This is a genomic window from Exiguobacterium sp. E17S (genome assembly GCF_057772545.1).
The window spans coordinates 220,157-238,970 of the sequence record NZ_JBYLRU010000002.1 but is presented as its reverse complement, the minus strand read 5'-3'; the positions used below and the strand labels follow the sequence as shown (position 1 = coordinate 238,970).

Below are 18,814 nucleotides of genomic sequence, written 5' to 3'. Positions count from 1 at the left end.
GTGCTCGCCCCTAGCGGATTGAACACGGTTTAGTTGGAATGTATCCTAGTTCTTTAACTAGAACGTCGATTCTCTTCTGTCGACTCGATCGATTCACTTAAACTGAGCGGTAACACGATGATGAAGCGACTTCCTTTGCCGACTTCAGATTCCACATGAATTACACCTTCATGCTCTTTGACGATTTCCTTACAAATCGATAACCCAAGTCCAGTCCCACCGATTCGACGTGTATCGGAATTATCGACACGATAGAATTTATCAAACAAGTGGGCAAAGGCATGGTGTGGAATCCCAATTCCTTCATCCTTCACTTCAATGATAGCTTGATCGTCTTTCGTATCGATCCAGACGTCAACACGCCCACCATCCGGAGAATACTTGATCGCATTGTTGATCAGGTTACTCATCAATTGTTTGATTCGATCCTCATCTCCTAAAATGAATGGACGATCCGGGCTGAGCAATTGCAAATGAAGATCGTGCCGTTCACTTGAAGCATCGTACAGAGATATCACTTGTTCAGTCAGGCTAAATAAATCGAGATGTGCCATTTGGTATAACTGTCCACCTGACTGCATTCGCTGAACATCTAAGAAATCCGTGACGAGGTTTGATAAGCGTTCCGTCTCGTTATGGATCGTCGCCAGATACTTCTGCTGTTTTGAGTCATCGATTTTTCGATTTAGCATCAACTCTGTAAAACCGTAAATCGACGAGAGCGGTGTTCGTAACTCATGCGATACGGTTGAGACGAGTTCTGTTTTGAGACGATCGGCTTCTGTTTCCCGGGTAATATCCCGTAAAACGAGAATGATTCCCTTCCATCCTCCGACGACGTCAATGCGTTCTGCGTAGACTTCTAAATGAGCCGTGTTATTTCGAATATCAAATCGGACCTTTTCCGGTGAAATCTCACCGGAACGAATCAACTCTAGATACGTATTAAAAGCCTCGACATCATCCACCAACTGGCGCATCACATCGATGACATATTCACTCGACGGTAACGTTCGATCCACCGTGAATTCCGATTGAAGTTCTGGAATCAATTCAAACAATGGACGGTTGACATATAACTCTCCGTTTCCATCTTCAAGATAAATGATCGCTTCCCGGATGGAGTCCAATACTTGCTCGGTCTTTTCTTTTTCTTGACGCATCCCTTCATACGAGCGCGTTCGCAGGAGCGATAACGTCATCTGTTGCGCAAACTCGCGAATATCCGTTAACTGCTGTCCTTTATAGGCAGATTTATAACGAACCAGATAGATGGCTGCAATCAATTCATGCGTTTCCGGATCTTCAATCGGAATCGTCACTTCATGCGTGCTGAATGAATACGGATGGTCTTTTTGACGCGTGACTCGTTTTTCCGATTGGACGAATTCCATCTGACGAACCGATCGATTGATGACGGACATCTCATCTTTTAGAAGGACTTTCAAATAATCCATCGTCATCCCCTTCGTCGTCGCACCTATGAACGCTCCTTCTTCATAGAGTAATAGAGCACCGTACTCCGAAGAGGTGATATCGATCATCTTTTGAACGATTGCCGGATACGATTCGACGGTTTCGCGAACAGCAAGCGCCTCGGTCAATTCGCTACGTAATCGGAGCTTTTCCTCATTCTTTTTCGTTGTTTGATACGCTTCTTCGAGTTCTTCTTGTTGCGCTTGCAGTTCTTCTTGTTGCGCGAGCAACTCTTCACTTTGCGCCTGCAACTCTTCGTTTTTGCCTTGCATCGCATCCGTATGGGCATTTGTCGTCACGACCATCCGATTAAAGGCTGCGCGCAACAATCCGATTTCGTCTGGTCGCTGCTCGGCAGCTTTATCAATCTTAATCGGTTCTTTCCGAGCGAGCTTCTGATTATCATCGATTAAGCGTAGTAATTGTCGTGTCATCCGGCGAAGGAACGGGTGCACGAAGAGAAGGATGAAGGCGATGAGCACAATAATACTCGAGATCCAAATCCATTGTGATTTTGCGACCTCACTTCGTAATTCTCCGACAGCCGTTTCTTGTTGTTGGCTGAGATTCGTGCGGTATTCATCAAGTGCGGCAGATGCTTTTTCGATATCTGGCGTAATATCAATCGAACCGTCCGCTGTCGGCTTCAACCGTCCTTGTTCAACGAGTCGTTTCGCAATCGGTAAGGAAAACAGACTATCTCCTTGTAAAAAGTCCTCATTGATCCGATTCGCCTTTTTTTCATTGACGTAAGACTGGGTCAACGGGAACAAGGCGTCATAGTATAACTCATATAAATTCGTCATTTGCGCTGCGAATTCTTCTTCTTCATCCGTTTTGGCGTTTCGCATGAACCAATCTGTCTCACTTTTGATATCTGTTCGGAGCGCTTGGATTTCATCAAACCGTTCCTGATTACCAAAAATGACGAATCCGCGTAAACCGAACTGAACCGTTTGCCAATTGTCCCACAAATCATTGGCTCGGCGATTTTGTTCACTGATCGTCTCGAGATTCTGTTTTGATGTTTCAATTCGTCCTTCCATGTAGTCATAGACAAAGAACGAAGTAATCGATACTACGATCAGTACCGCATAAAAAACAGTCAGCAGTTGCCGACCGATTCGTCGCCGAATCCAATTCACCATGAATGTATCCTCCTCATCATTCGTTGAATGATGCTTTTTCATTTGTTTCTATAGATTTAATATAATAGAAACGCTTTCGAAGCAACAGCTAGGATATCCAAAAAAGACCTTTTCTCGGAATGTACCCGAAAAAAGGTCTTTCTACCCTCTTACTTTTTCGCTTTCTTTACTGTCACAGATGTCACAGGACTGACTTGTCCACGTGTATTTTTAACGTAGACGGAAAGCTTTGCTTTTGCTTTTTGCTTCGGAATTTTGACAGAATAGTTGCCTTTTGCAGAAACCGTTCCTTTTCCGATGACTTTTTTCTTCGCATCTTTTACATAAACACTCAATTTCTTTTCAGCTGTCCCGGTTACTTTCGTTTGTCCAGCATAGACGGATTTCACTTTCGGTGCTGCTGGGGCTGGGAGGACTTTTACGATCGTCGGTTTACTTGTGCGTTTAGCAATATCCGTCACTGTGACGATCAAGCTTGAACCACCGACTTGTTTTGGTAATTTCGCACTAAAATGACCTTTTGCATCAACTTTTGCTGTGGCAATTTTCTTTTGTTTCGCATCTTTGACAGTAATCGTACCGCCAGCGAGAGCTGTACCTGTCATTTTCGTCGCACCAGCAAGAACTGGTTTGACCTTCGGTGCTTTTGGTGCTTTTCCTGGAAGGACTTCTGTCCGTTCCGATGTAACGTCTAATCCATTCGCATAGCGAACCGTCAAGACCGTCTTTTGATTTTGACGTGGAATCTTAACGCTGTATTTTCCTGCTTGAGCCGTTGTCGTAGCTAGCTTTTTGTTCGTTGTTGTTTCTTTACCATTCTTATCTTTCGTTACGAGTGCTGCCCATACTTCAACTTTCGTTCCTGTCTTGACTGTTCCAGAAACGAACAATTGGTTATCGTAGACGTCATTAACATTCCCGTTCAAGTTCAACTGAGAAATCGCACGTGGAATACTGACTTTTCCGTATCCAGAGACTGGGCTGACGTAAGCTGGGAATTCCGGTTCCATCTTCTCCCCGTCTTCATCTTCTTCGAAGTCGAACCAGTCGTTTGGATTTTCAAACGCAAGTGGCTCTGCACTCTTACGCAAAATCTGTTCGATTTGTGTTGGTGTCAGTTTCGGGTTCAGTGACTTCAAGATTCCCGCTACTGCTGCAACGTGTGGCGAAGCCATACTTGTTCCATCCATATACACCGTGTTACCGTCTGGAATTAAACTAGCGACTTTTGATCCTGGTGCCACGACGTCAAGTCCGATACCATAGTTCGAATAATCAGCAACCATTCCGAGTGGGTTCGTCGCTCCAACAGAAATCGCATATTCCGAGTTCGCTGGGTAACCGACCATCATGTCATAGTCGTTTCCTGAAGCCGCAACGACCGTAACACCATGATCTGCTGCATATTTCATCATATAAGCCATCGTCCGGCTCTCACCGCCACCAAGACTCATGTTGATGACTTTGGCGCCATGATCGACTGCATATTTAATCCCGAGTGCGATCGCGTCTGTTTCTCCTTCGCCGTTTGCATTCAAGACTTTAACCGGCAGGATTTGTGCCGATTGATGAATCCCTTGGATACCATAATCGTTGTTCATCGTTGCTGCGATGACGCCTGCCACGTGTGTTCCGTGACCGTTGTCATCAATCGCATCCCCGTCACCGTTGACGGAAACGTAGTTCTTTTCATTTGCGATATCAACTTTTCCTTGTAAGTCCTTCAAACGATAATCAACACCTGTATCGATGACTGCAATCTTCACAGGCGCTAACTTCTTCGTTCCAAAACGCTGTTGGAATGCTTCAAAACCGATTCCAACGTTATCGAATTGCTCGAAGACGGTCTTTTTATTGACGGCCCATTGATAATCGAAGTTGATATCATTCGTCGCCCGGTACGTCTGAACTTTTTCAACGTACTCGACCGCTGACGAACGGTTGAGTGATTGTTTTAATGCTGCCGCTGATTGTCCTTTGACCGTCGGATCTTCCGTTACGATGACGAAGTCTCCCGCATTACCAAGAGATAAACGTTCCACATCATTTGCTTGAACACCTGCAATCTTCATTGAACGATTCATCTTACCTGGTTTTAATTTAACGATGTAACGTGTTGCTTCTTTTGATTGAATGTTCATACCCATTGACTTGAATGTCTCGCTTAACGAACTACCACTTAATGTAGAGACATCCATTTTGTTGGCGTATCCATCAATCTCTTCCGCAATCACAGCAGGAGATGCGTCACGTGATAATTTGTAGAGACGATCGACAGCTTGTTGATCGGCTTTCGTCAACGTGTACGATGTTCCACGTACGAGTGCCTCCATTGCCGGCTTCAATGTTTTTAAATCTTCATATGCTTGTTGACGCTTTTCTTTATTGAATAAAAGCGTTTTGACGACGTAAGGAGACGCTTTGTAGTAAAGCGATGTCAAAGCACGTCCTGCATCCGATTGGCTCAACACTTGCTTTTGGATCGAGTGCATGAGTGCAAGCATCGGCTTTTCTTCTTTTGTTTGCTTGAGTGCTTCTTCCGCCATACAGCTGATGTCATTGATTGGCTCATACTCGACAGGTAGTTTGACATTGTTATACGTCAATTTGACATGAGCGGCTTTCGTCGTCTTACCTTCTTCGATGTTCGGGTAATATTCGACTTTGACATAATACGGTCCATCCCATGCATATGGAACGGCTAATTTCGTCAGATTTTTTTCATCTGGCTCCGCTTCTGTCCGGTAACGATCAAACGTATCGTCTTCCGCAGCCATCGCTTCACTCGGATACGCTGTTACTTGAACAGGTTGATCCGTATCGATCGATAGTTCGAAGTGAGACGCGTTCTTCTCTACACCCGCTTCATGATTGACGCGGTACCAATATGTATTTTTTTCTTCCGTTCCCGTTTCAAGCGTCGTCTCTTGTCCTACTTTCAAGAGCGTTGCTTTAGCAAGGGCTGTTTCCGCCTTTGCTGTCGTAGGTCCTACTCCAAGCGTCAAAATCAGACAGCTCAGCATGACCCAAATCATCAGTTTCTTCACACATGTTCCTCCTTCAAGATGGATTTACTTTATCTTGATTATAAACAGGATATGGATAAAATGGATATTTATTTTATGGATGTATCTTACAATTTTGAAAGGAAAGGCATCCTATGCATATGAGCATCGGATGCCTTTTAATGATTATTTAAAATCTGCTAGATATTCACCGTATCCTTCTTGTTTCAAGTCCTCTTTCGGAATAAAACGTAAAGCGGCTGAGTTCATACAATACCGAAGCCCCGTTGGCTCTGGACCATCCGAGAAGACATGTCCAAGATGGGCATTTCCATGTCGACTCCGGACTTCCATCCGTTTCATGCCGATTGAAAAATCACTTTTCTCAATGATATTACCCGGCTCAAGTGGTTTCGTGAAACTCGGCCATCCTGTCTTCGAATCATATTTATCGTTTGATGAAAACAATGGTTCGCCAGAAATCAGATCGACATAGATACCGTCTGCTTTCAAATCGTGATACGGATTATCAAACGCCGGCTCCGTCCCATCTTCTTGTGTCACCTTGTACTGGATGTCGGTTAATTTCTTTTTGATTTCTGCGTCTGATAATTTTGGATAGGTTGGAAGATCAAGCTTTGGTTGATCGTTCCAGTAACGGTTGATGAAGTCGTCGCGTCCAGAAGCTGCTCGGTAAAACTTATACTTTTTCTCACTCTTCAAATAGTAGTCTTGATGATACGCTTCCGCTTCATAAAAAGGACCTGCCGCAATCAACGGTGTGACGATGTTATCATCGAAGACTTGTTGTTTCTCTAAATCTTGTTTCGATTGCGCTGCGATTTCTTTTTGTTTCTCATTCGTATAGAAAATCGCCGTCGTATAAGACTCACCACGGTCGACGAATTGACCATCTGCATCCGTCGGATCAATCTGGCGCCAGTAGACATCCAACAATTGCTTGTACGAGATGACGTTCGGATCAAATGTGATCAATACAGCTTCCCGATGACCTGTCGTCTCCGCTGACACTTGATTATACGTCGGATTTTCAACATCGCCGCCCGTATAACCAGAAATGACGGATTTGACGCCTTTTAACCTTTCGAACGGTGGCTCCATACACCAGAAGCATCCACCAGCTAAAATCGCCGTTTCTTCCGGTTGATAACTTAATTCCTTACTGCCGCTTGATTTTGCCTGCTGTTGCTGGAACACGAAGTATCCCCCGACCATGATGACGATGAGACCGATGACTGATACAATCGTCCACATTCGTTTCTTCATCTCCCTTCGCCTCCTTTATTTAGCTTACGTCGCATGACGTCTATTGGATGTTCTTTTATTTAACTGTACCGCGCTCATGCCGTCTTGTCGTAGCATGTGCTCAAACGGAGCACATTGGATCTTCCGGATTAAAGAAGTCCAATCAGGGAATAGACTATATATCAAATAACACCAGGAGGGGTATTTATGTTTGATTACACTGTAACGTCACATCACGATTTAGATCACGTCATGACTCAACTGAAGCAAGCTCTCTCCGAGGCATCGTTCGGTGTCTTATGGGAGTTTGATTTAGCAAACAAATTCGAAGAAAAAGAACTCTCTTTTAATGAAAGCTATCACATTTTAGAGGTATGCCAACCTAAAGAGGCGCACCGCGTCGTTTCCCATGACTTACGGGCTGGTTACTTTCTTCCATGTAAAATCGTCGTCTATACCGAAAAAGGACAAACGAAAGTCGGAATGCCAAAACCAACTGCCTTGATGGACTTAGCAGACGAGGCAGCACTTCAAACTGTCGCAAAAGAAGTAGAACATACGTTACGACACGTAATCGATCAAGCTACACAATAACAAAACGCTCTACCTGTACATTGTTTCGTAAAGGAAACATCATACAAGTAGAGCGTTCTTTCGTTCACAGGATGTCGATCCAAATCTTCACGGCTGTCGCTAAAATCAGGACAGCAAGAATGACTTGGAGAATCTTCGTGTTCATCTTCTTCCCGGCGATTGCGCCAAGTGGTGCTGCAATTAAACTAGCAACGACCATGATTGCCGCAGGACCCCAGTCGACTTGTCCGGTCGTGATTTTACCAACCGTTGCGCCGATCGACGAAATGAACGTGATCGCTAATGACGAAGCAATCGTCATCCGTGTCGGGATTTTCAAGAGCACGAGCATAATCGGGACGAGTAAAAAGGCACCTGCCGCACCGACGATTCCGGCTCCGACACCTACGATGAATGCCGATACCGCCGCAATAGTTTTGTTGAACTGGACCTGATCAAGTGGAATGTCGTCGATTCCCTTTTTCGGAACGAACATCATGATCGCTGCCGTTAACGCAAGAACACCATAGACGATGTTGATTGTGTCTTCAGCCAGGATATTTGAACCATACGCACCGATGAAGCTACCGATTAAAATCGATCCCCCCATGTAGACGATCAATGATTTATTCAAATAACCGCCTTTTCGGTAAGCCCAGACGCCACCAATCGTCGCAAAAAAGACTTGAATCGCACTGATTCCAGCAACCTCATGGGCAGAAAATGCTGCAAAGCCGAGTAGCGGCGGGATATACAATAACATCGGGTATTTAATGATTGAACCGCCAATTCCTAACATTCCTGAAATATAGGACCCAACAAATCCGATTAAGAAAATCGTCACGATAAAACCGAATTCCATCGTTCATCACTCCTTAAAAAAGAGAGCCGTAAATCAGCTCTCTTTTCAAAATTAACCTTTTTGAATCCAGAATTTTAGGACGCTTGCTTCTTCTTCATGTTTGACGAGTTCATGACCACCTGATGTCGCCCACGCCTGAAGATCGTTTTTTGCCCCTTTATCCGTTGCATGGACTTCAAGGATTTGACCTGATTCGAGTCCAGCGATGGCTTTTTTTGTTTTTACGATTGGCATCGGACAAGCAAGTCCTTTTGCGTCGAGTACGAGTTCTGATTTCATGTTGTATTCCTCCTGAATGATTTGATATTCGTTATGCGTCGGTTTAGCGTACCGCACAGCGGTTCGGTCCGACTTCCATTTCCCGTTGTGTTTCAAGATCGGGTGTCTGTTTCCCCATGTTCGTTTCACGGATATCTTGATACGCGTTCGGTTGTGGCGGCAGGTTCTCTGTGACCATTTTCCGGAATGTTGCTTCATCGTCGATGTTGAGACCATGATTGTTCGCAAGCAAGATGCTTAATTTTTCCGCTACACTACCATCCGTGTTCAATTCTTCAATGATCATGAAATGTGCCGGTAAGACGATGAGTTCTGGTGAAAGATCACGATACGTGTTGTAGAGCGAATCGCGTAAGTCGCCGACCCAGTCTTCCGCGAGACCGGCTAAATCCGGACGACCAATCGAGTCGATGAACAAGATATCACCCGTCAATAAATAACGCTGATCGACGATGAATGAAGTCGATCCAATCGTATGTCCTGGGGAATAAAGAGCGCGTACTTCAATCGCTGTATCCCCCACTTGAACCGTACTACCGTCTTCAAGTGGTGCATAATCGAATGTGACATCCGTCGCATCTTTTGGCGGCAACCAGTATGTCGCGCCTGTTTTTTCGGCGATGTCGCGTCCTCCAGAAATATGATCCGCATGAAGATGTGTATCAAACACATGCTTAATCGTGACGTTGCGTGATGCGGCATAATCCAAATACACATCTGTCATTCGTGTCGCGTCGATGAGTACGGCCTCTCCTTCTGAGATGACCATATACGAGAGACAACCTTTACCGATTCGAACGAACTGAACGACTTCGCCTTGATCAGTTCCTGTTTCGTTCAGCGTTCCGAGTGAAATCGGTTCTAGATGTTCACTCCATGCTTTCATACCGCCTGACAGATACGATACGTCTCGTCCTGCTTCTTCTAGCATATCGGCGACGAAAATCGATGAACCTTCTTTTGCGCAAACGACGAGAACATCCTGATCCGTTGGAAGCTGATCGAGAATCTCCTCGACACCATCCAACAATTCAAAATACGGAATGTTGAGGTACTTGAAGTTCTCTCCTTCGATTTTCCAATCTTGAAACGCATCCTCATTCCGGACATCTAAGATGAACAGAGACTCACGTCCAATGATTTTTTTTGTAACTTGTGCGGCTGTCATTGCTTGTGCCATATCTACTCGTTCCTCCTCTACTTTACGCTGTTGTATTATTTCGCTGAAACGAGTGTCGTCGTCTCAGACGCCCATTCCTGCATACCCGGTACGACATTGTGGACCGTATACCCCTTGTCACTGAGCTGTCGGCATGCCATGTCACTTCGGCTACCTGTCCGGCAGATGACATAAATCGTCTGATTTGAATCCAGTTCTGCATGGCGTGTCTCCAGTTCGCCTAACGGAATATTGATGGCTCCCGGTACATGGGCGAAGGCATATTCTGCTTGTTCACGAACATCAAGCACCGTGATCGAATCGTCTTGGCGTGCTGCTTCGACTGTTGCGTTGTCGACGGTTTGAGCGAATGCTGCTGGTTCCGTGACATCACCTGTTGATTTCCGAACGTAATGACGGAGCACTTCGCCTTCTTCAATCGTGCCTAAATAATGATTGCCGGTGCTGTTTGCCCAGGCACGGAGATCTGCAGTTGATCCTTTATCCGTCGCCAGGACTTCGATGACTTGTCCTGGTTCTAACGTCTTGATCGTTTTTTTCGTCCGAACGATCGGCATCGGACAAGCGAGACCTTTAGCGTCCAATACGATATCTGATTTAATCCTAGTCATACAATTCGCTCCTTTACGGTGTGGGGTATTATTTTGTTTCGCCTTCGTACGACATCATGCCGCCATCCATGTTCGTCACGTCATATCCTTGTCCTTCGAGATATGTCGTTGCGCGACCACTGCGCGCACCAGAACGGCATACCATGACATACTCTTTTTTCTTGTCGAGTTCGTTCATCTTGAATTCAATCAATCCAAGTGGAATATGGATCGCTCCCGGAATCATTCCTTCTTTGACTTCATCGACTTCCCGGACATCAATGACGTTCAGTTGTTCACCACGTTCGATTTTTTCCTGTACTTCTGTTGCTGTCATGCGTTTCATGTTCAATTCCTCCTCTTGATTCGATTTAGCGCCAGGCATTCATTCCGCCACGGACTTCCGTGACATTTGAATAACCAGCTTTTTTTAGTACTTTGACGGCTTGTTTGCTTCGCATCCCGCTTTGACAGATGACGAGAACTTCTTTGTCTTTTGGGATTTGATTCAGTTGACTGTTTAGCGTTTGTAACGGAATGTTCTTAAATCCTTTGATGTGATTGCCTTTGAATTCTGCCGGTGTCCGAACATCGAGATAAAATCGTTTGCGGTCGTTTAGTAACGGCTTCAGTTCCGTGGTCGACACTTGCTTGACGCCTTTTGTTGGGGCGAACATCTTATAAGCAAGATAGCCGACGACGAGCAACAAGATAATCGATAGTACATCCATGCGTCATTCCTCCTTCAGATCATTAGATGAATAGATTGACGTTTCCGTTCTCCGCATCGGCGAGGTAGGCGGCAACACCTGCATACTCAATCCCGTCGTGTAATTCTTCCTGTTTCAAACCGAGTAAATCCATCGTCATCGTACAGGCGACGAGTTTGACATCCTGTTCTTTCGCTAATTCGATTAAGTCTGGAAGTGGCATCGCATTGTGCTTCTTCATGACGTTTTTAATCATTTTTTGACCTGCACCACCGAAGTTCATTTTCGAGAGTGGCATCTTATCAGCACCGCGTGGCATGAACTTACCGAACATCTTCTCAAGGAATGTTTTATCCGGCTGGATCGGTTCATCCTTACGCATCGCATTCAAACCCCAGAAGGTATGAAAAATCGTGACTTCGTGATCGTATGCGGCTGCACCGTTGGCAATGATATAAGCTGCCATGACTTTGTCGTACTCTCCACTAAATAAAACGATGGTTGTTTTTTTCGTATCTGACATGAACGTAATTCCTCCGAGTTTTTACCCTAAGGGGTATATTAATTCGTAAAAAATTTTATCTGCTTTTCATTAAGAGTTGAACAGCCTCTGCAACGGCTTGTTCATGATTTTCCGTCGCATCATCCTGACGGACACAGTCGATCAAGTTTTCACTGACGACAAGACCGATGACGCGATCGATTGCACTACGTGTAGCGCTCAGTTGTGTGACTACATCCTTACAGGACGCCTCTTCTTTCATCATTCGAACGATTCCGTGGATTTGTCCTTCAATCCGATTCATCCGATGAATGATGCGATCTTCATAACCGTTTTCCATATGAAGTCCATCTCCTTTTTTAAATGTGACATACGTCATACCTCGTTGGTACATTTCATACAATAATACCTATAGGGGTATAAGTCAACAGAAAAGATTTCCGATTTTGTCGCCATTGTAGAACGTCCGGAAATCTTTTTGCATTTAACCTTTCCAATTCGCCTGTAAAAAAGTGATCCAATGTTCTGCAAGGCGAGTCGGCATCTTCTCTGGTAACAGATAACGAAACGTTCGTTTAGAAATCCCTTTCGCATGAAGCGTAAAGGACTCGGACGGGAAAGACGTGACGAGTCGTTCCGACAAGGCTGCAATGCCACTCCCATTAAAAACAAGTTGACGCACTAAATAGTTGGCATCGACTGTAATCGTTCGTGCGGGAACGATCGACGAAGCATCTAGCCAACGATCGAGCGCATAGCGGGATGCAGATCCTTCTTCACGAACGATCCACGTTGCATCTTTTAACGAAAGGTGGGACGCACCAATGATATGCAGTTGATCTTTCGCAAAGACGATTTGTTTGATTCCATCAAATGTCAGTTCTCCTTCGATCATCCCGAGATCAATCTCACGATGTCGTAAAGCTGCTGCCACTTGATCATGGTTCATTAACTGGATATCTAGTGATACCTTAGGATGAACGCTTGAAAACAGATGAATCATGTTATCGAGCAACATTTCGTGAATCGTATGCGTTGCTCCGATCCGTAAGGTTCCGCGGAAGACACCTTCCGATTCATCCAGCTGGGACTGCATCTGTTCGAGCTGGAAAAGAATTTCTTTTGCGTGGCGATAGACAATCCAGCCCATTTCCGATACCTCGACCCCTATTGCGAATGAATCACGTATTAACAATGAATGTCCGATCTCTTCTTCTAGTCGTTTGACGTGAACACTGACCGTCGGTTGCGATAGAAATAACTGTTCCGCTGTTTTCGTAAAATGACGTGTTTCAACGAGTGTGACGAACGTTCTCAGTTCAGTTAATTTCAACAATACCCCTCCTCATTACATTTCATAATCATTTGTATATAATTAATTCATTTTTATAATCTGGTATTCCTCTTTCATACTCAAGGTATCACGTATTAGAAAGAAGGACTGTTTCATGATGTATATCTCATTTATTTTGTTAGGAGCAACCATCGGCATACTCTCTGGCTTTTTCGGAATCGGCGGCGGCATCATACTGACCCCACTGTTATTGATTCTCGGCTATGAAGCCAGCACCGCGATCGTCCTCAGTCTGTTACTGACACTCGGATCGACTGTGACCGGCACGCTTTCACATCTTCGATTAAAAACATTCCGTTTTCGTGATGCCGGGATTATTGGTCTGTCCGGCATCATCGGTTCGGCGTTGATCACACCAGTCGTCTTTTGGCTCGAGCGTCATGCTGGTGCTGATGTCGTCTTATCGAGTCTCTACATCGTTTTACTGATTGGTTTTTCGATTCAGTTTCTTCGTCCCCGTTCAAAGGAACGTTCGTCTTTTCCCGTCCATGATGCTTCGATCGTAAAGCTCGCTGTCATCGGACTTGCTACCGGAATCCTCTCATCATTGATGGGTGTCAGCGGTGGATTCTTGTTGACACCGCTCTTGCTCGGATGGGTTCGTTTTCCGCTCAAACAAGCAATCGGAACGAGTATCGCCTCTGCGACATTGATCGTTCTTGGAGGCGTGACGAGTTATGTTGCTTCCGGAACCAGCGCTCCGTTATCACTCGGGATTGCTTTAATCGTCGGTGCGTTCATCGGCTCACCACTCGGTGCTTCACTCTTGCATCGCTTCAATGAACCGTTCGTTCAAAAGACGTTAGGAATCTTTTATGGTGTCGTCGCCTTAAGCGTCATCGTCAAAGTATTCGGTCTTCCTTATCTGTCACTCGTCTTACTCGCTTTATTCACACTCAGCCTGTTGAGCGTCTTCGGTTACCGGATTCTTAAAATGGCCTAAATGAAAAAGCAGCTGACACATCGTCAGCTGCTTTTATGCGTGCTCAATGATTAACGCACGCTTTCTTCTTTGATTTTTTGTGGTTTCATGATTTTTGCCTCTTTTTTCTGACGCATGCGTTCCGCATTCATCAATCCCCCTAACATCAAGACGACAGCAGATAAATAGAACCATGTCATCAAGACGATGATTCCGGCAAGCTGACCGTAAAGACGATCGTAACTCCCGAACTCAGCATAGTAAGAGAAGAATTCCGAAACGACTTGCCAAGCGATCGTCGCAAAAATGGCTCCAGGGAGTACTTGACGAACCGTTAGTCGGACACTCGGTAAAATCCGATATAATAAGATGAAAAAGACAAGTAAGAACAACGTCCCGAGTCCCCAGCGGAATAAGAACCAGATCCACGAATAGTTCGTCACGAAATCAGCGACGATTGCAAAGTGATTGATGAAACGCCGTGTTAACTTTTCTGAAATCGGAACAATCAATGAAATCGGTAAGATGATCATCATCCCGATCGTAAAAGCGAAGTCTTGCAACAGTCCGCGCCAGAATGGCGCTTTTCGTGTCACTTCGAGCGCATCGTTCAGCGAGCGGACAAGTGACTGGACCGACATCGAAGCGAGCCAAAAGGCGGCGAGGAAACTGATCGAGGCGAGTTTGAAGCCGCCTTGATCAAAGATTCCAACGACGTTCCGCTGAATCAAATCGTACGTTTCTGCCGGAGCAAACGGTCGAATTAAATCCAGCACGTTATCGGACGTAAACGGTAAGAACGAGACGATCCCAACTACGAATAATAAGAACGGGAATAAGGACAACATCAGATAATAGGCGAGCTGAGCCGATTTATCAAAAAAGGCTTCACCAAAAAAACGGGCAAATACAGGTTTGATTAAAGACATACAAATTTCCTCACTTTCAACTAATTCTCTACACTATCCCCCATTTCATACCTCCTTTAAACTTTTGGAAGTCTTTTGAACTTATAACAACCTTATACATCATTCAAGTTTGGCGCTTCGGTTCTGCGCGGGGTACACTAGGAACAGAGATTGTATCGTGCTTGTTTTTTAGAAAGGATTTCGATTCGTGTACTCACTCATTCAAACCGAAGCAGAACGCTTCTTTACTTCTTATATAGAGCAATACCCCGAAATGGCCGGACGTCAGCAAGAAGTCATCCGTTCGATTGAAACAACAGGAACGTACGAACAGACGGCTTCCGAGCTAGCGTTCGGTGCCAAGCTCGCTTGGCGGAACAGTAACCGATGTGTCGGACGTCTCTTTTGGGAACAACTCCATGTCTTTGACGCGCGGGATGCGTTGACCGTTGAAACGGTCCGCGACGCGTTATTTGAGCATATCCGGTTCGCGACGAACGAGGGACGAATTCGCTCGACGATCACGATTTTCCATCCGACACGTGTCCGGCTGCATAATCACCAACTGATCCGCTACGCTGGTTATGAAACCGCAACAGGAATCATCGGTGATCCGGCTTCTATCCAACTGACGCGACAATGTGAAGCACTTGGCTGGACCGGAGCGCGTACACCCTTTGATATCCTGCCCCTCTTGATTGAACTTGATGGACAAGTCAGCCTGCATCCGATTCCAGATGAGCTCGTGCTCGAAGTCAGCATCACACATCCTGACTATGATCTGTTCGGTGGTCGCGAAGTCCGCTGGTATGCCGTGCCGATGATTGCCGACATGCAGCTTGAGATCGGTGGCATCGTCTATCCGTGTGCTCCGTTCAACGGATGGTACATGGGAACAGAAATCGGTGCCCGTAACCTCGCTGATATGGATCGTTACGATCTGTTACCGCTCGTCGCGACACAACTCGGTCTGAATACCTCACGTGAACGATCGCTTTGGAAAGACCGAGCGCTCGTCGAACTGAACGTTGCCGTACTCGAATCGTTCGAACGAGCCGGTGTTACGATCGTCGATCACCATACGGCTGCCAAACAGTTCGCTCGTTTTGAAAAAAATGAAGCCGCGTGTGGTCGTGATGTCACCGGGGAATGGTCCTGGCTCGTGCCACCGATGAGTGGGGCAACGACGCATATGTTCCATAAGGATTACGACCCAGAAATCAAACGACCGAACTTCTTTCCAAAATCAACACAGACGGCACCTGTGACCGGCTGTCCGTTTCACCAAGGAGCATTGAAATGAATTATGTCGAACAGTTACGTCAAAAAATCGGTCATGACCCAGTCATTCTCGTCGGTTCTGTCGTCCTCGTCGTACAAAATGAACACATTTTGCTCGAACAACGGAACGAAGCACAAGCCCGCTTTGGTTTACCAGGAGGATTGATGGAATGGGCGGAATCACCGGAAGAGACCGCGCGTCGAGAGCTTAAAGAAGAGACTGGCTTAGAGGTAAAACGATTAACGTTACTCGATGTCTACTCCGGTTCGCAATACGTGACGACGTTAGCGAACGGAGATGTCTTTCAAAGCGTCACCCTCGCCTATATCGGTGAACATCCGATTGGAATGTTAAAACAAAGTGATGAGAGTATCAAGCTCCAGTTCGTACCGCTTGATGACTTACCTGATCACTTAGTCGGTTCTCACGCTCGAATGATTGAAGACTACAAAAACCGCCGCTAAATGAATAGCAGCGGTTTTTGTTTATAGCGACTGACGCATGATGTATTGTTTCAAATCCCGCTGAGTCCACCCTTCAGAACGTAACGCCTCCCAAACCTGCACATCTGTTGATTGATAATGGTAGGTCGTTCCCGGTAAACGACGGACGACTTCTGTCGCGTGTCGTGCTTTTTGTTCTGCTGGACCGACGACTGACAAGAGAGATGATCCGGCTACTGCCACTACACTTGCTTCTAATTGATAATAATCCGTTTGTAATTGCTGCATGACATGAGGATCTTGCTGCCAGATGTATTCTCCTTGTCCATGGTATTGTTTTAAAAACTCCACTTCTTCGATCGTCGGCAGAGCGACCTCTTGACGTTCATCTGTTAAATGAAAATAACCGATTTCTCCAACAATCGTGTAGTGAAGCGATTCATACAAGCGAATCGCTGGGTCGTTCCCTTGAATGACTTCAAGCATCAGACCATCCATTCCGATTTCTTTAGCATGGCTCAGTTGTGCTTGATACAAGGCTTTCGCGATCCCAAGACGACGATACTGTGGTGAAATCCCCAGTCCCCCACACCGCATGATGCGTTGACCCTCAATCTCCTTCCAACCGTTCAGCCAGAGACCGACTGGTATTTCTCCATGATAGGCAACGAATGAATGCTCCAATTGGTTCCCGTCTCGTTCGATGATGCGCTCTTGGAATTCTGCTTCCGATAAGTGCAGTGGAATCAAATAATCTTGGAATCCATCCTGCATCGCTTTGTATGCTGTTTTTACGTCAGGTGAACGTTGAATGTGAATCATCGAAAAACCTCCTTTTCCACTGAGCTGTTTCGCTTTCGTTCGCCTAATTTCCTGCATACAAAAACACCCTTGTCACCAAGGGTGTTTAGTCGATTCATTGATGGAGTTTCGAACGCTTGCGTCCATATCCGAAGTACAACAGTAATCCAATGGCTGTCCAGATAAAGAAGGCAATCCACGTGAATGGTTGTAAGTTGAACATAAGCATGATACAAGCAAGGACCGACAAGATTGGTAAGACTGGGACGAACGGAACCTTGAAAGCACGCTTCAAATCAGGACGCGTCCGGCGTAGGACGATGACTGCGATCGAGATGAGTGAGAAGGCTGCCAGTGTTCCGATGTTGATCAATTCAGCAAGTGTACCAAGCGGCACGAATCCAGCGATTAAACCAGCAATCGTTCCGAGAATCCAAGTTGCTTTAACGGGTGTGTGCGACTTTTCGTTGACGTCTGAGAAGACTTTCGGTAATAATCCGTCACGGCTCATCGCGAACAAGAGACGGACAAGACCAAATGTCATGACGAGGATGACCGTCGTCATACCAACGATGGCTCCTAAATCGACGAATCCAGCGACCCAGTCTTGGCCTGCCACTTTTAAGGCAAGGGATACTGGGCTATCAACACCTTCAAACTGTTTGAATGGAACGATTCCGACCATGATGGCAGAGACGACGACGTACAAAACGGTAACGATCGCAAGCGATCCTAGAATCCCAACCGGTAAGTTACGTCCCGGGTTTTTGACTTCTTCTGCTGCCGATGTGACGGCATCAAATCCAAGATAAGCGAAGAAGGCAATCGCTGATGCTTGCAGGACACCGCTCATACCGAACGGCGCAAACGGTTTGTAGTTGCCTGGTTCGATATACCAGATCCCGACGACGATAAACAAGACGACGACGGCAACTTTGACGAGTACCATGATGTTGTTGACGCGTTTCGTCTCTTTAATCCCAAGCGAAAGCAAGAGCGTAATGACCATCAGAATCAAGAATGCTGGTAAGTTAAAGAACGTCTCGCTTCCTGGTACAGCACCTGGAGCAGCTGTTAAGGCTGTCGGTAAATGGAGACCAAAACCTGCTAACAGTGACTGGAAGTATCCTGACCAGCCAGTCGCAACGGCACTCGAAGCGAGTCCGTATTCTAAAATGAGACACCAGCCGATGATCCAAGCCACGACTTCCCCAATCGTTGCGTATGTATACGTATATACACTACCTGAGACGGGAATCATCGACGAGAATTCAGCATAACAAAGGGCTGCGAGCGCACAGACGATAGCGGAAATAATGAATGAGATCGGTAAAGCAGGTCCTGCATAAAGAGCGCCCGTTCCTGTCAGAACGAAAATCCCGGTACCGATGATGGCACCGATTCCAAGTAAAATAAGGTCAAACCCTGATAAGTGACGTGCCAGTTTGGAATGTTGTTTCATGTCCATCATCACACTGACATCTTTCTTGCGAAGCAAACTCATGTTTCATCC

At 45.8% G+C, this 18,814-nt stretch carries 19 protein-coding genes; 4 read left to right on the top strand and 15 right to left on the bottom strand.

The genetic code is table 11. The annotated features are described in order from the left end of the window. Nucleotides 1-53 precede the first annotated feature (53 nt). The 3 genes from AC3B4V_RS10395 to msrB all read right to left on the bottom strand — a co-directional run bounded on the left by AC3B4V_RS10395 (nt 54) and on the right by msrB (nt 6,916). Nucleotides 54-2,624: a HAMP domain-containing sensor histidine kinase gene (locus AC3B4V_RS10395; protein ID WP_488378356.1), complete on the bottom strand. Its 2,571-nt coding sequence runs from the start codon at nt 2,622-2,624 to the stop codon at nt 54-56. A gap of 149 nt (nt 2,625-2,773) precedes the next feature. Continuing rightward, a complete protein-coding gene (locus tag AC3B4V_RS10390) occupies nt 2,774-5,671 on the bottom strand; it encodes a S8 family peptidase (protein ID WP_488378355.1) in 2,898 nt (965 codons plus the stop codon). 144 nt (nt 5,672-5,815) lie between these two features. Further along, complete coding sequence (msrB, locus tag AC3B4V_RS10385) at nt 5,816-6,916, bottom strand: peptide-methionine (R)-S-oxide reductase MsrB (protein WP_488378354.1); 1,101 nt, start codon at nt 6,914-6,916, stop codon at nt 5,816-5,818. A gap of 186 nt (nt 6,917-7,102) precedes the next feature. Here msrB and AC3B4V_RS10380 point away from each other — a divergent pair, with 186 nt between their 5' ends. After that, a complete protein-coding gene (locus AC3B4V_RS10380) occupies nt 7,103-7,489 on the top strand; it encodes a DUF302 domain-containing protein (RefSeq protein ID WP_223041255.1) in 387 nt (128 codons plus the stop codon). Between the two features lie 64 nt (nt 7,490-7,553). Here AC3B4V_RS10380 and AC3B4V_RS10375 read toward each other — a convergent pair whose 3' ends face one another. The 9 genes from AC3B4V_RS10375 to AC3B4V_RS10335 all read right to left on the bottom strand — a co-directional run bounded on the left by AC3B4V_RS10375 (nt 7,554) and on the right by AC3B4V_RS10335 (nt 12,924). After that, on the bottom strand, nt 7,554-8,330 hold the full coding sequence (locus AC3B4V_RS10375) for a sulfite exporter TauE/SafE family protein (RefSeq protein ID WP_214772119.1): 777 nt from the start codon (nt 8,328-8,330) through the stop codon (nt 7,554-7,556). Between the two features lie 51 nt (nt 8,331-8,381). Further along, complete coding sequence (locus AC3B4V_RS10370) at nt 8,382-8,609, bottom strand: sulfurtransferase TusA family protein (protein ID WP_029343316.1); 228 nt, start codon at nt 8,607-8,609, stop codon at nt 8,382-8,384. Nucleotides 8,610-8,652: 43 nt separating this feature from the next. Then, complete coding sequence (locus AC3B4V_RS10365; RefSeq protein WP_064300580.1) at nt 8,653-9,789, bottom strand: MBL fold metallo-hydrolase; 1,137 nt, start codon at nt 9,787-9,789, stop codon at nt 8,653-8,655. 35 nt (nt 9,790-9,824) lie between these two features. Beyond that, nucleotides 9,825-10,400, bottom strand: coding sequence for a sulfurtransferase TusA family protein (locus AC3B4V_RS10360; RefSeq protein WP_214861428.1), 576 nt, complete (start codon nt 10,398-10,400; stop codon nt 9,825-9,827). A 28-nt stretch (nt 10,401-10,428) separates the two neighbouring features. Beyond that, nucleotides 10,429-10,725, bottom strand: coding sequence for a rhodanese-like domain-containing protein (locus AC3B4V_RS10355; RefSeq protein WP_023466941.1), 297 nt, complete (start codon nt 10,723-10,725; stop codon nt 10,429-10,431). Nucleotides 10,726-10,750: 25 nt separating this feature from the next. Further along, a complete protein-coding gene (locus AC3B4V_RS10350) occupies nt 10,751-11,110 on the bottom strand; it encodes a rhodanese-like domain-containing protein (protein ID WP_047391640.1) in 360 nt (119 codons plus the stop codon). Between the two features lie 22 nt (nt 11,111-11,132). Further along, complete coding sequence (locus AC3B4V_RS10345; RefSeq protein WP_023466937.1) at nt 11,133-11,612, bottom strand: DsrE/DsrF/DrsH-like family protein; 480 nt, start codon at nt 11,610-11,612, stop codon at nt 11,133-11,135. Between the two features lie 55 nt (nt 11,613-11,667). Beyond that, a complete protein-coding gene (locus tag AC3B4V_RS10340; protein WP_023466936.1) occupies nt 11,668-11,931 on the bottom strand; it encodes a metal-sensitive transcriptional regulator in 264 nt (87 codons plus the stop codon). A gap of 144 nt (nt 11,932-12,075) precedes the next feature. Beyond that, the gene (locus tag AC3B4V_RS10335) at nt 12,076-12,924 is read right to left on the bottom strand and encodes a LysR family transcriptional regulator (protein WP_488378353.1); all 849 of its coding nucleotides are present in this window, start codon (nt 12,922-12,924) and stop codon (nt 12,076-12,078) included. Nucleotides 12,925-13,039: 115 nt separating this feature from the next. Here AC3B4V_RS10335 and AC3B4V_RS10330 point away from each other — a divergent pair, with 115 nt between their 5' ends. Next, on the top strand, nt 13,040-13,888 hold the full coding sequence (locus tag AC3B4V_RS10330; protein WP_488378352.1) for a sulfite exporter TauE/SafE family protein: 849 nt from the start codon (nt 13,040-13,042) through the stop codon (nt 13,886-13,888). Between the two features lie 50 nt (nt 13,889-13,938). On the opposite strand, the gene AC3B4V_RS10325 is transcribed toward AC3B4V_RS10330, so the two are convergent. Continuing rightward, nucleotides 13,939-14,796: a YihY/virulence factor BrkB family protein gene (locus AC3B4V_RS10325; RefSeq protein ID WP_023466934.1), complete on the bottom strand. Its 858-nt coding sequence runs from the start codon at nt 14,794-14,796 to the stop codon at nt 13,939-13,941. A gap of 187 nt (nt 14,797-14,983) precedes the next feature. On the opposite strand from AC3B4V_RS10325, the gene AC3B4V_RS10320 reads away from it, so the two are divergent. Continuing rightward, nucleotides 14,984-16,078 carry a nitric oxide synthase oxygenase gene (locus tag AC3B4V_RS10320; protein WP_488378351.1) on the top strand — a complete coding sequence of 365 codons (1,095 nt, stop codon included), beginning with the start codon at nt 14,984-14,986 and terminating at the stop codon, nt 16,076-16,078. Beyond that, nucleotides 16,075-16,521, top strand: coding sequence for an NUDIX hydrolase (locus AC3B4V_RS10315; protein WP_214858746.1), 447 nt, complete (start codon nt 16,075-16,077; stop codon nt 16,519-16,521). The genes AC3B4V_RS10320 and AC3B4V_RS10315 overlap by 4 nt, the downstream gene beginning before the upstream one ends. 21 nt (nt 16,522-16,542) lie before the next feature. Here the strand turns inward: AC3B4V_RS10315 and AC3B4V_RS10310 are convergent, their stop codons facing one another. Then, a complete protein-coding gene (locus tag AC3B4V_RS10310; protein ID WP_214858745.1) occupies nt 16,543-17,322 on the bottom strand; it encodes a GNAT family N-acetyltransferase in 780 nt (259 codons plus the stop codon). 94 nt (nt 17,323-17,416) lie between these two features. Next, the gene (gene bcaP, locus AC3B4V_RS10305) at nt 17,417-18,805 is read right to left on the bottom strand and encodes a branched-chain amino acid transporter BcaP (protein WP_075642704.1); all 1,389 of its coding nucleotides are present in this window, start codon (nt 18,803-18,805) and stop codon (nt 17,417-17,419) included. Nucleotides 18,806-18,814: the final 9 nt, after the last annotated feature.

Bases quoted from the DNA above. Each gene is read 5' to 3' on its own strand.
- AC3B4V_RS10330 (WP_488378352.1), top strand. From the start codon at position 13,040: ATGATGTATATCTCATTTATTTTGTTAGGAGCAACCATCGGCATACTC.
- AC3B4V_RS10395 (WP_488378356.1), bottom strand. From the start codon at position 2,624: ATGGTGAATTGGATTCGGCGACGAATCGGTCGGCAACTGCTGACTGTT.
- bcaP (WP_075642704.1), bottom strand. From the start codon at position 18,805: ATGAGTTTGCTTCGCAAGAAAGATGTCAGTGTGATGATGGACATGAAA.
- AC3B4V_RS10380 (WP_223041255.1), top strand. From the start codon at position 7,103: ATGTTTGATTACACTGTAACGTCACATCACGATTTAGATCACGTCATG.
- AC3B4V_RS10360 (WP_214861428.1), bottom strand. From the start codon at position 10,400: ATGACTAGGATTAAATCAGATATCGTATTGGACGCTAAAGGTCTCGCT.
- AC3B4V_RS10350 (WP_047391640.1), bottom strand. From the start codon at position 11,110: ATGGATGTACTATCGATTATCTTGTTGCTCGTCGTCGGCTATCTTGCT.
- AC3B4V_RS10310 (WP_214858745.1), bottom strand. From the start codon at position 17,322: ATGATTCACATTCAACGTTCACCTGACGTAAAAACAGCATACAAAGCG.
- AC3B4V_RS10315 (WP_214858746.1), top strand. From the start codon at position 16,075: ATGAATTATGTCGAACAGTTACGTCAAAAAATCGGTCATGACCCAGTC.
- AC3B4V_RS10325 (WP_023466934.1), bottom strand. From the start codon at position 14,796: ATGTCTTTAATCAAACCTGTATTTGCCCGTTTTTTTGGTGAAGCCTTT.
- AC3B4V_RS10375 (WP_214772119.1), bottom strand. From the start codon at position 8,330: ATGGAATTCGGTTTTATCGTGACGATTTTCTTAATCGGATTTGTTGGG.
- AC3B4V_RS10370 (WP_029343316.1), bottom strand. From the start codon at position 8,609: ATGAAATCAGAACTCGTACTCGACGCAAAAGGACTTGCTTGTCCGATG.
- AC3B4V_RS10345 (WP_023466937.1), bottom strand. From the start codon at position 11,612: ATGTCAGATACGAAAAAAACAACCATCGTTTTATTTAGTGGAGAGTAC.
- AC3B4V_RS10340 (WP_023466936.1), bottom strand. From the start codon at position 11,931: ATGGAAAACGGTTATGAAGATCGCATCATTCATCGGATGAATCGGATT.
- AC3B4V_RS10355 (WP_023466941.1), bottom strand. From the start codon at position 10,725: ATGAAACGCATGACAGCAACAGAAGTACAGGAAAAAATCGAACGTGGT.
- AC3B4V_RS10365 (WP_064300580.1), bottom strand. From the start codon at position 9,789: ATGGCACAAGCAATGACAGCCGCACAAGTTACAAAAAAAATCATTGGA.
- msrB (WP_488378354.1), bottom strand. From the start codon at position 6,916: ATGAAGAAACGAATGTGGACGATTGTATCAGTCATCGGTCTCATCGTC.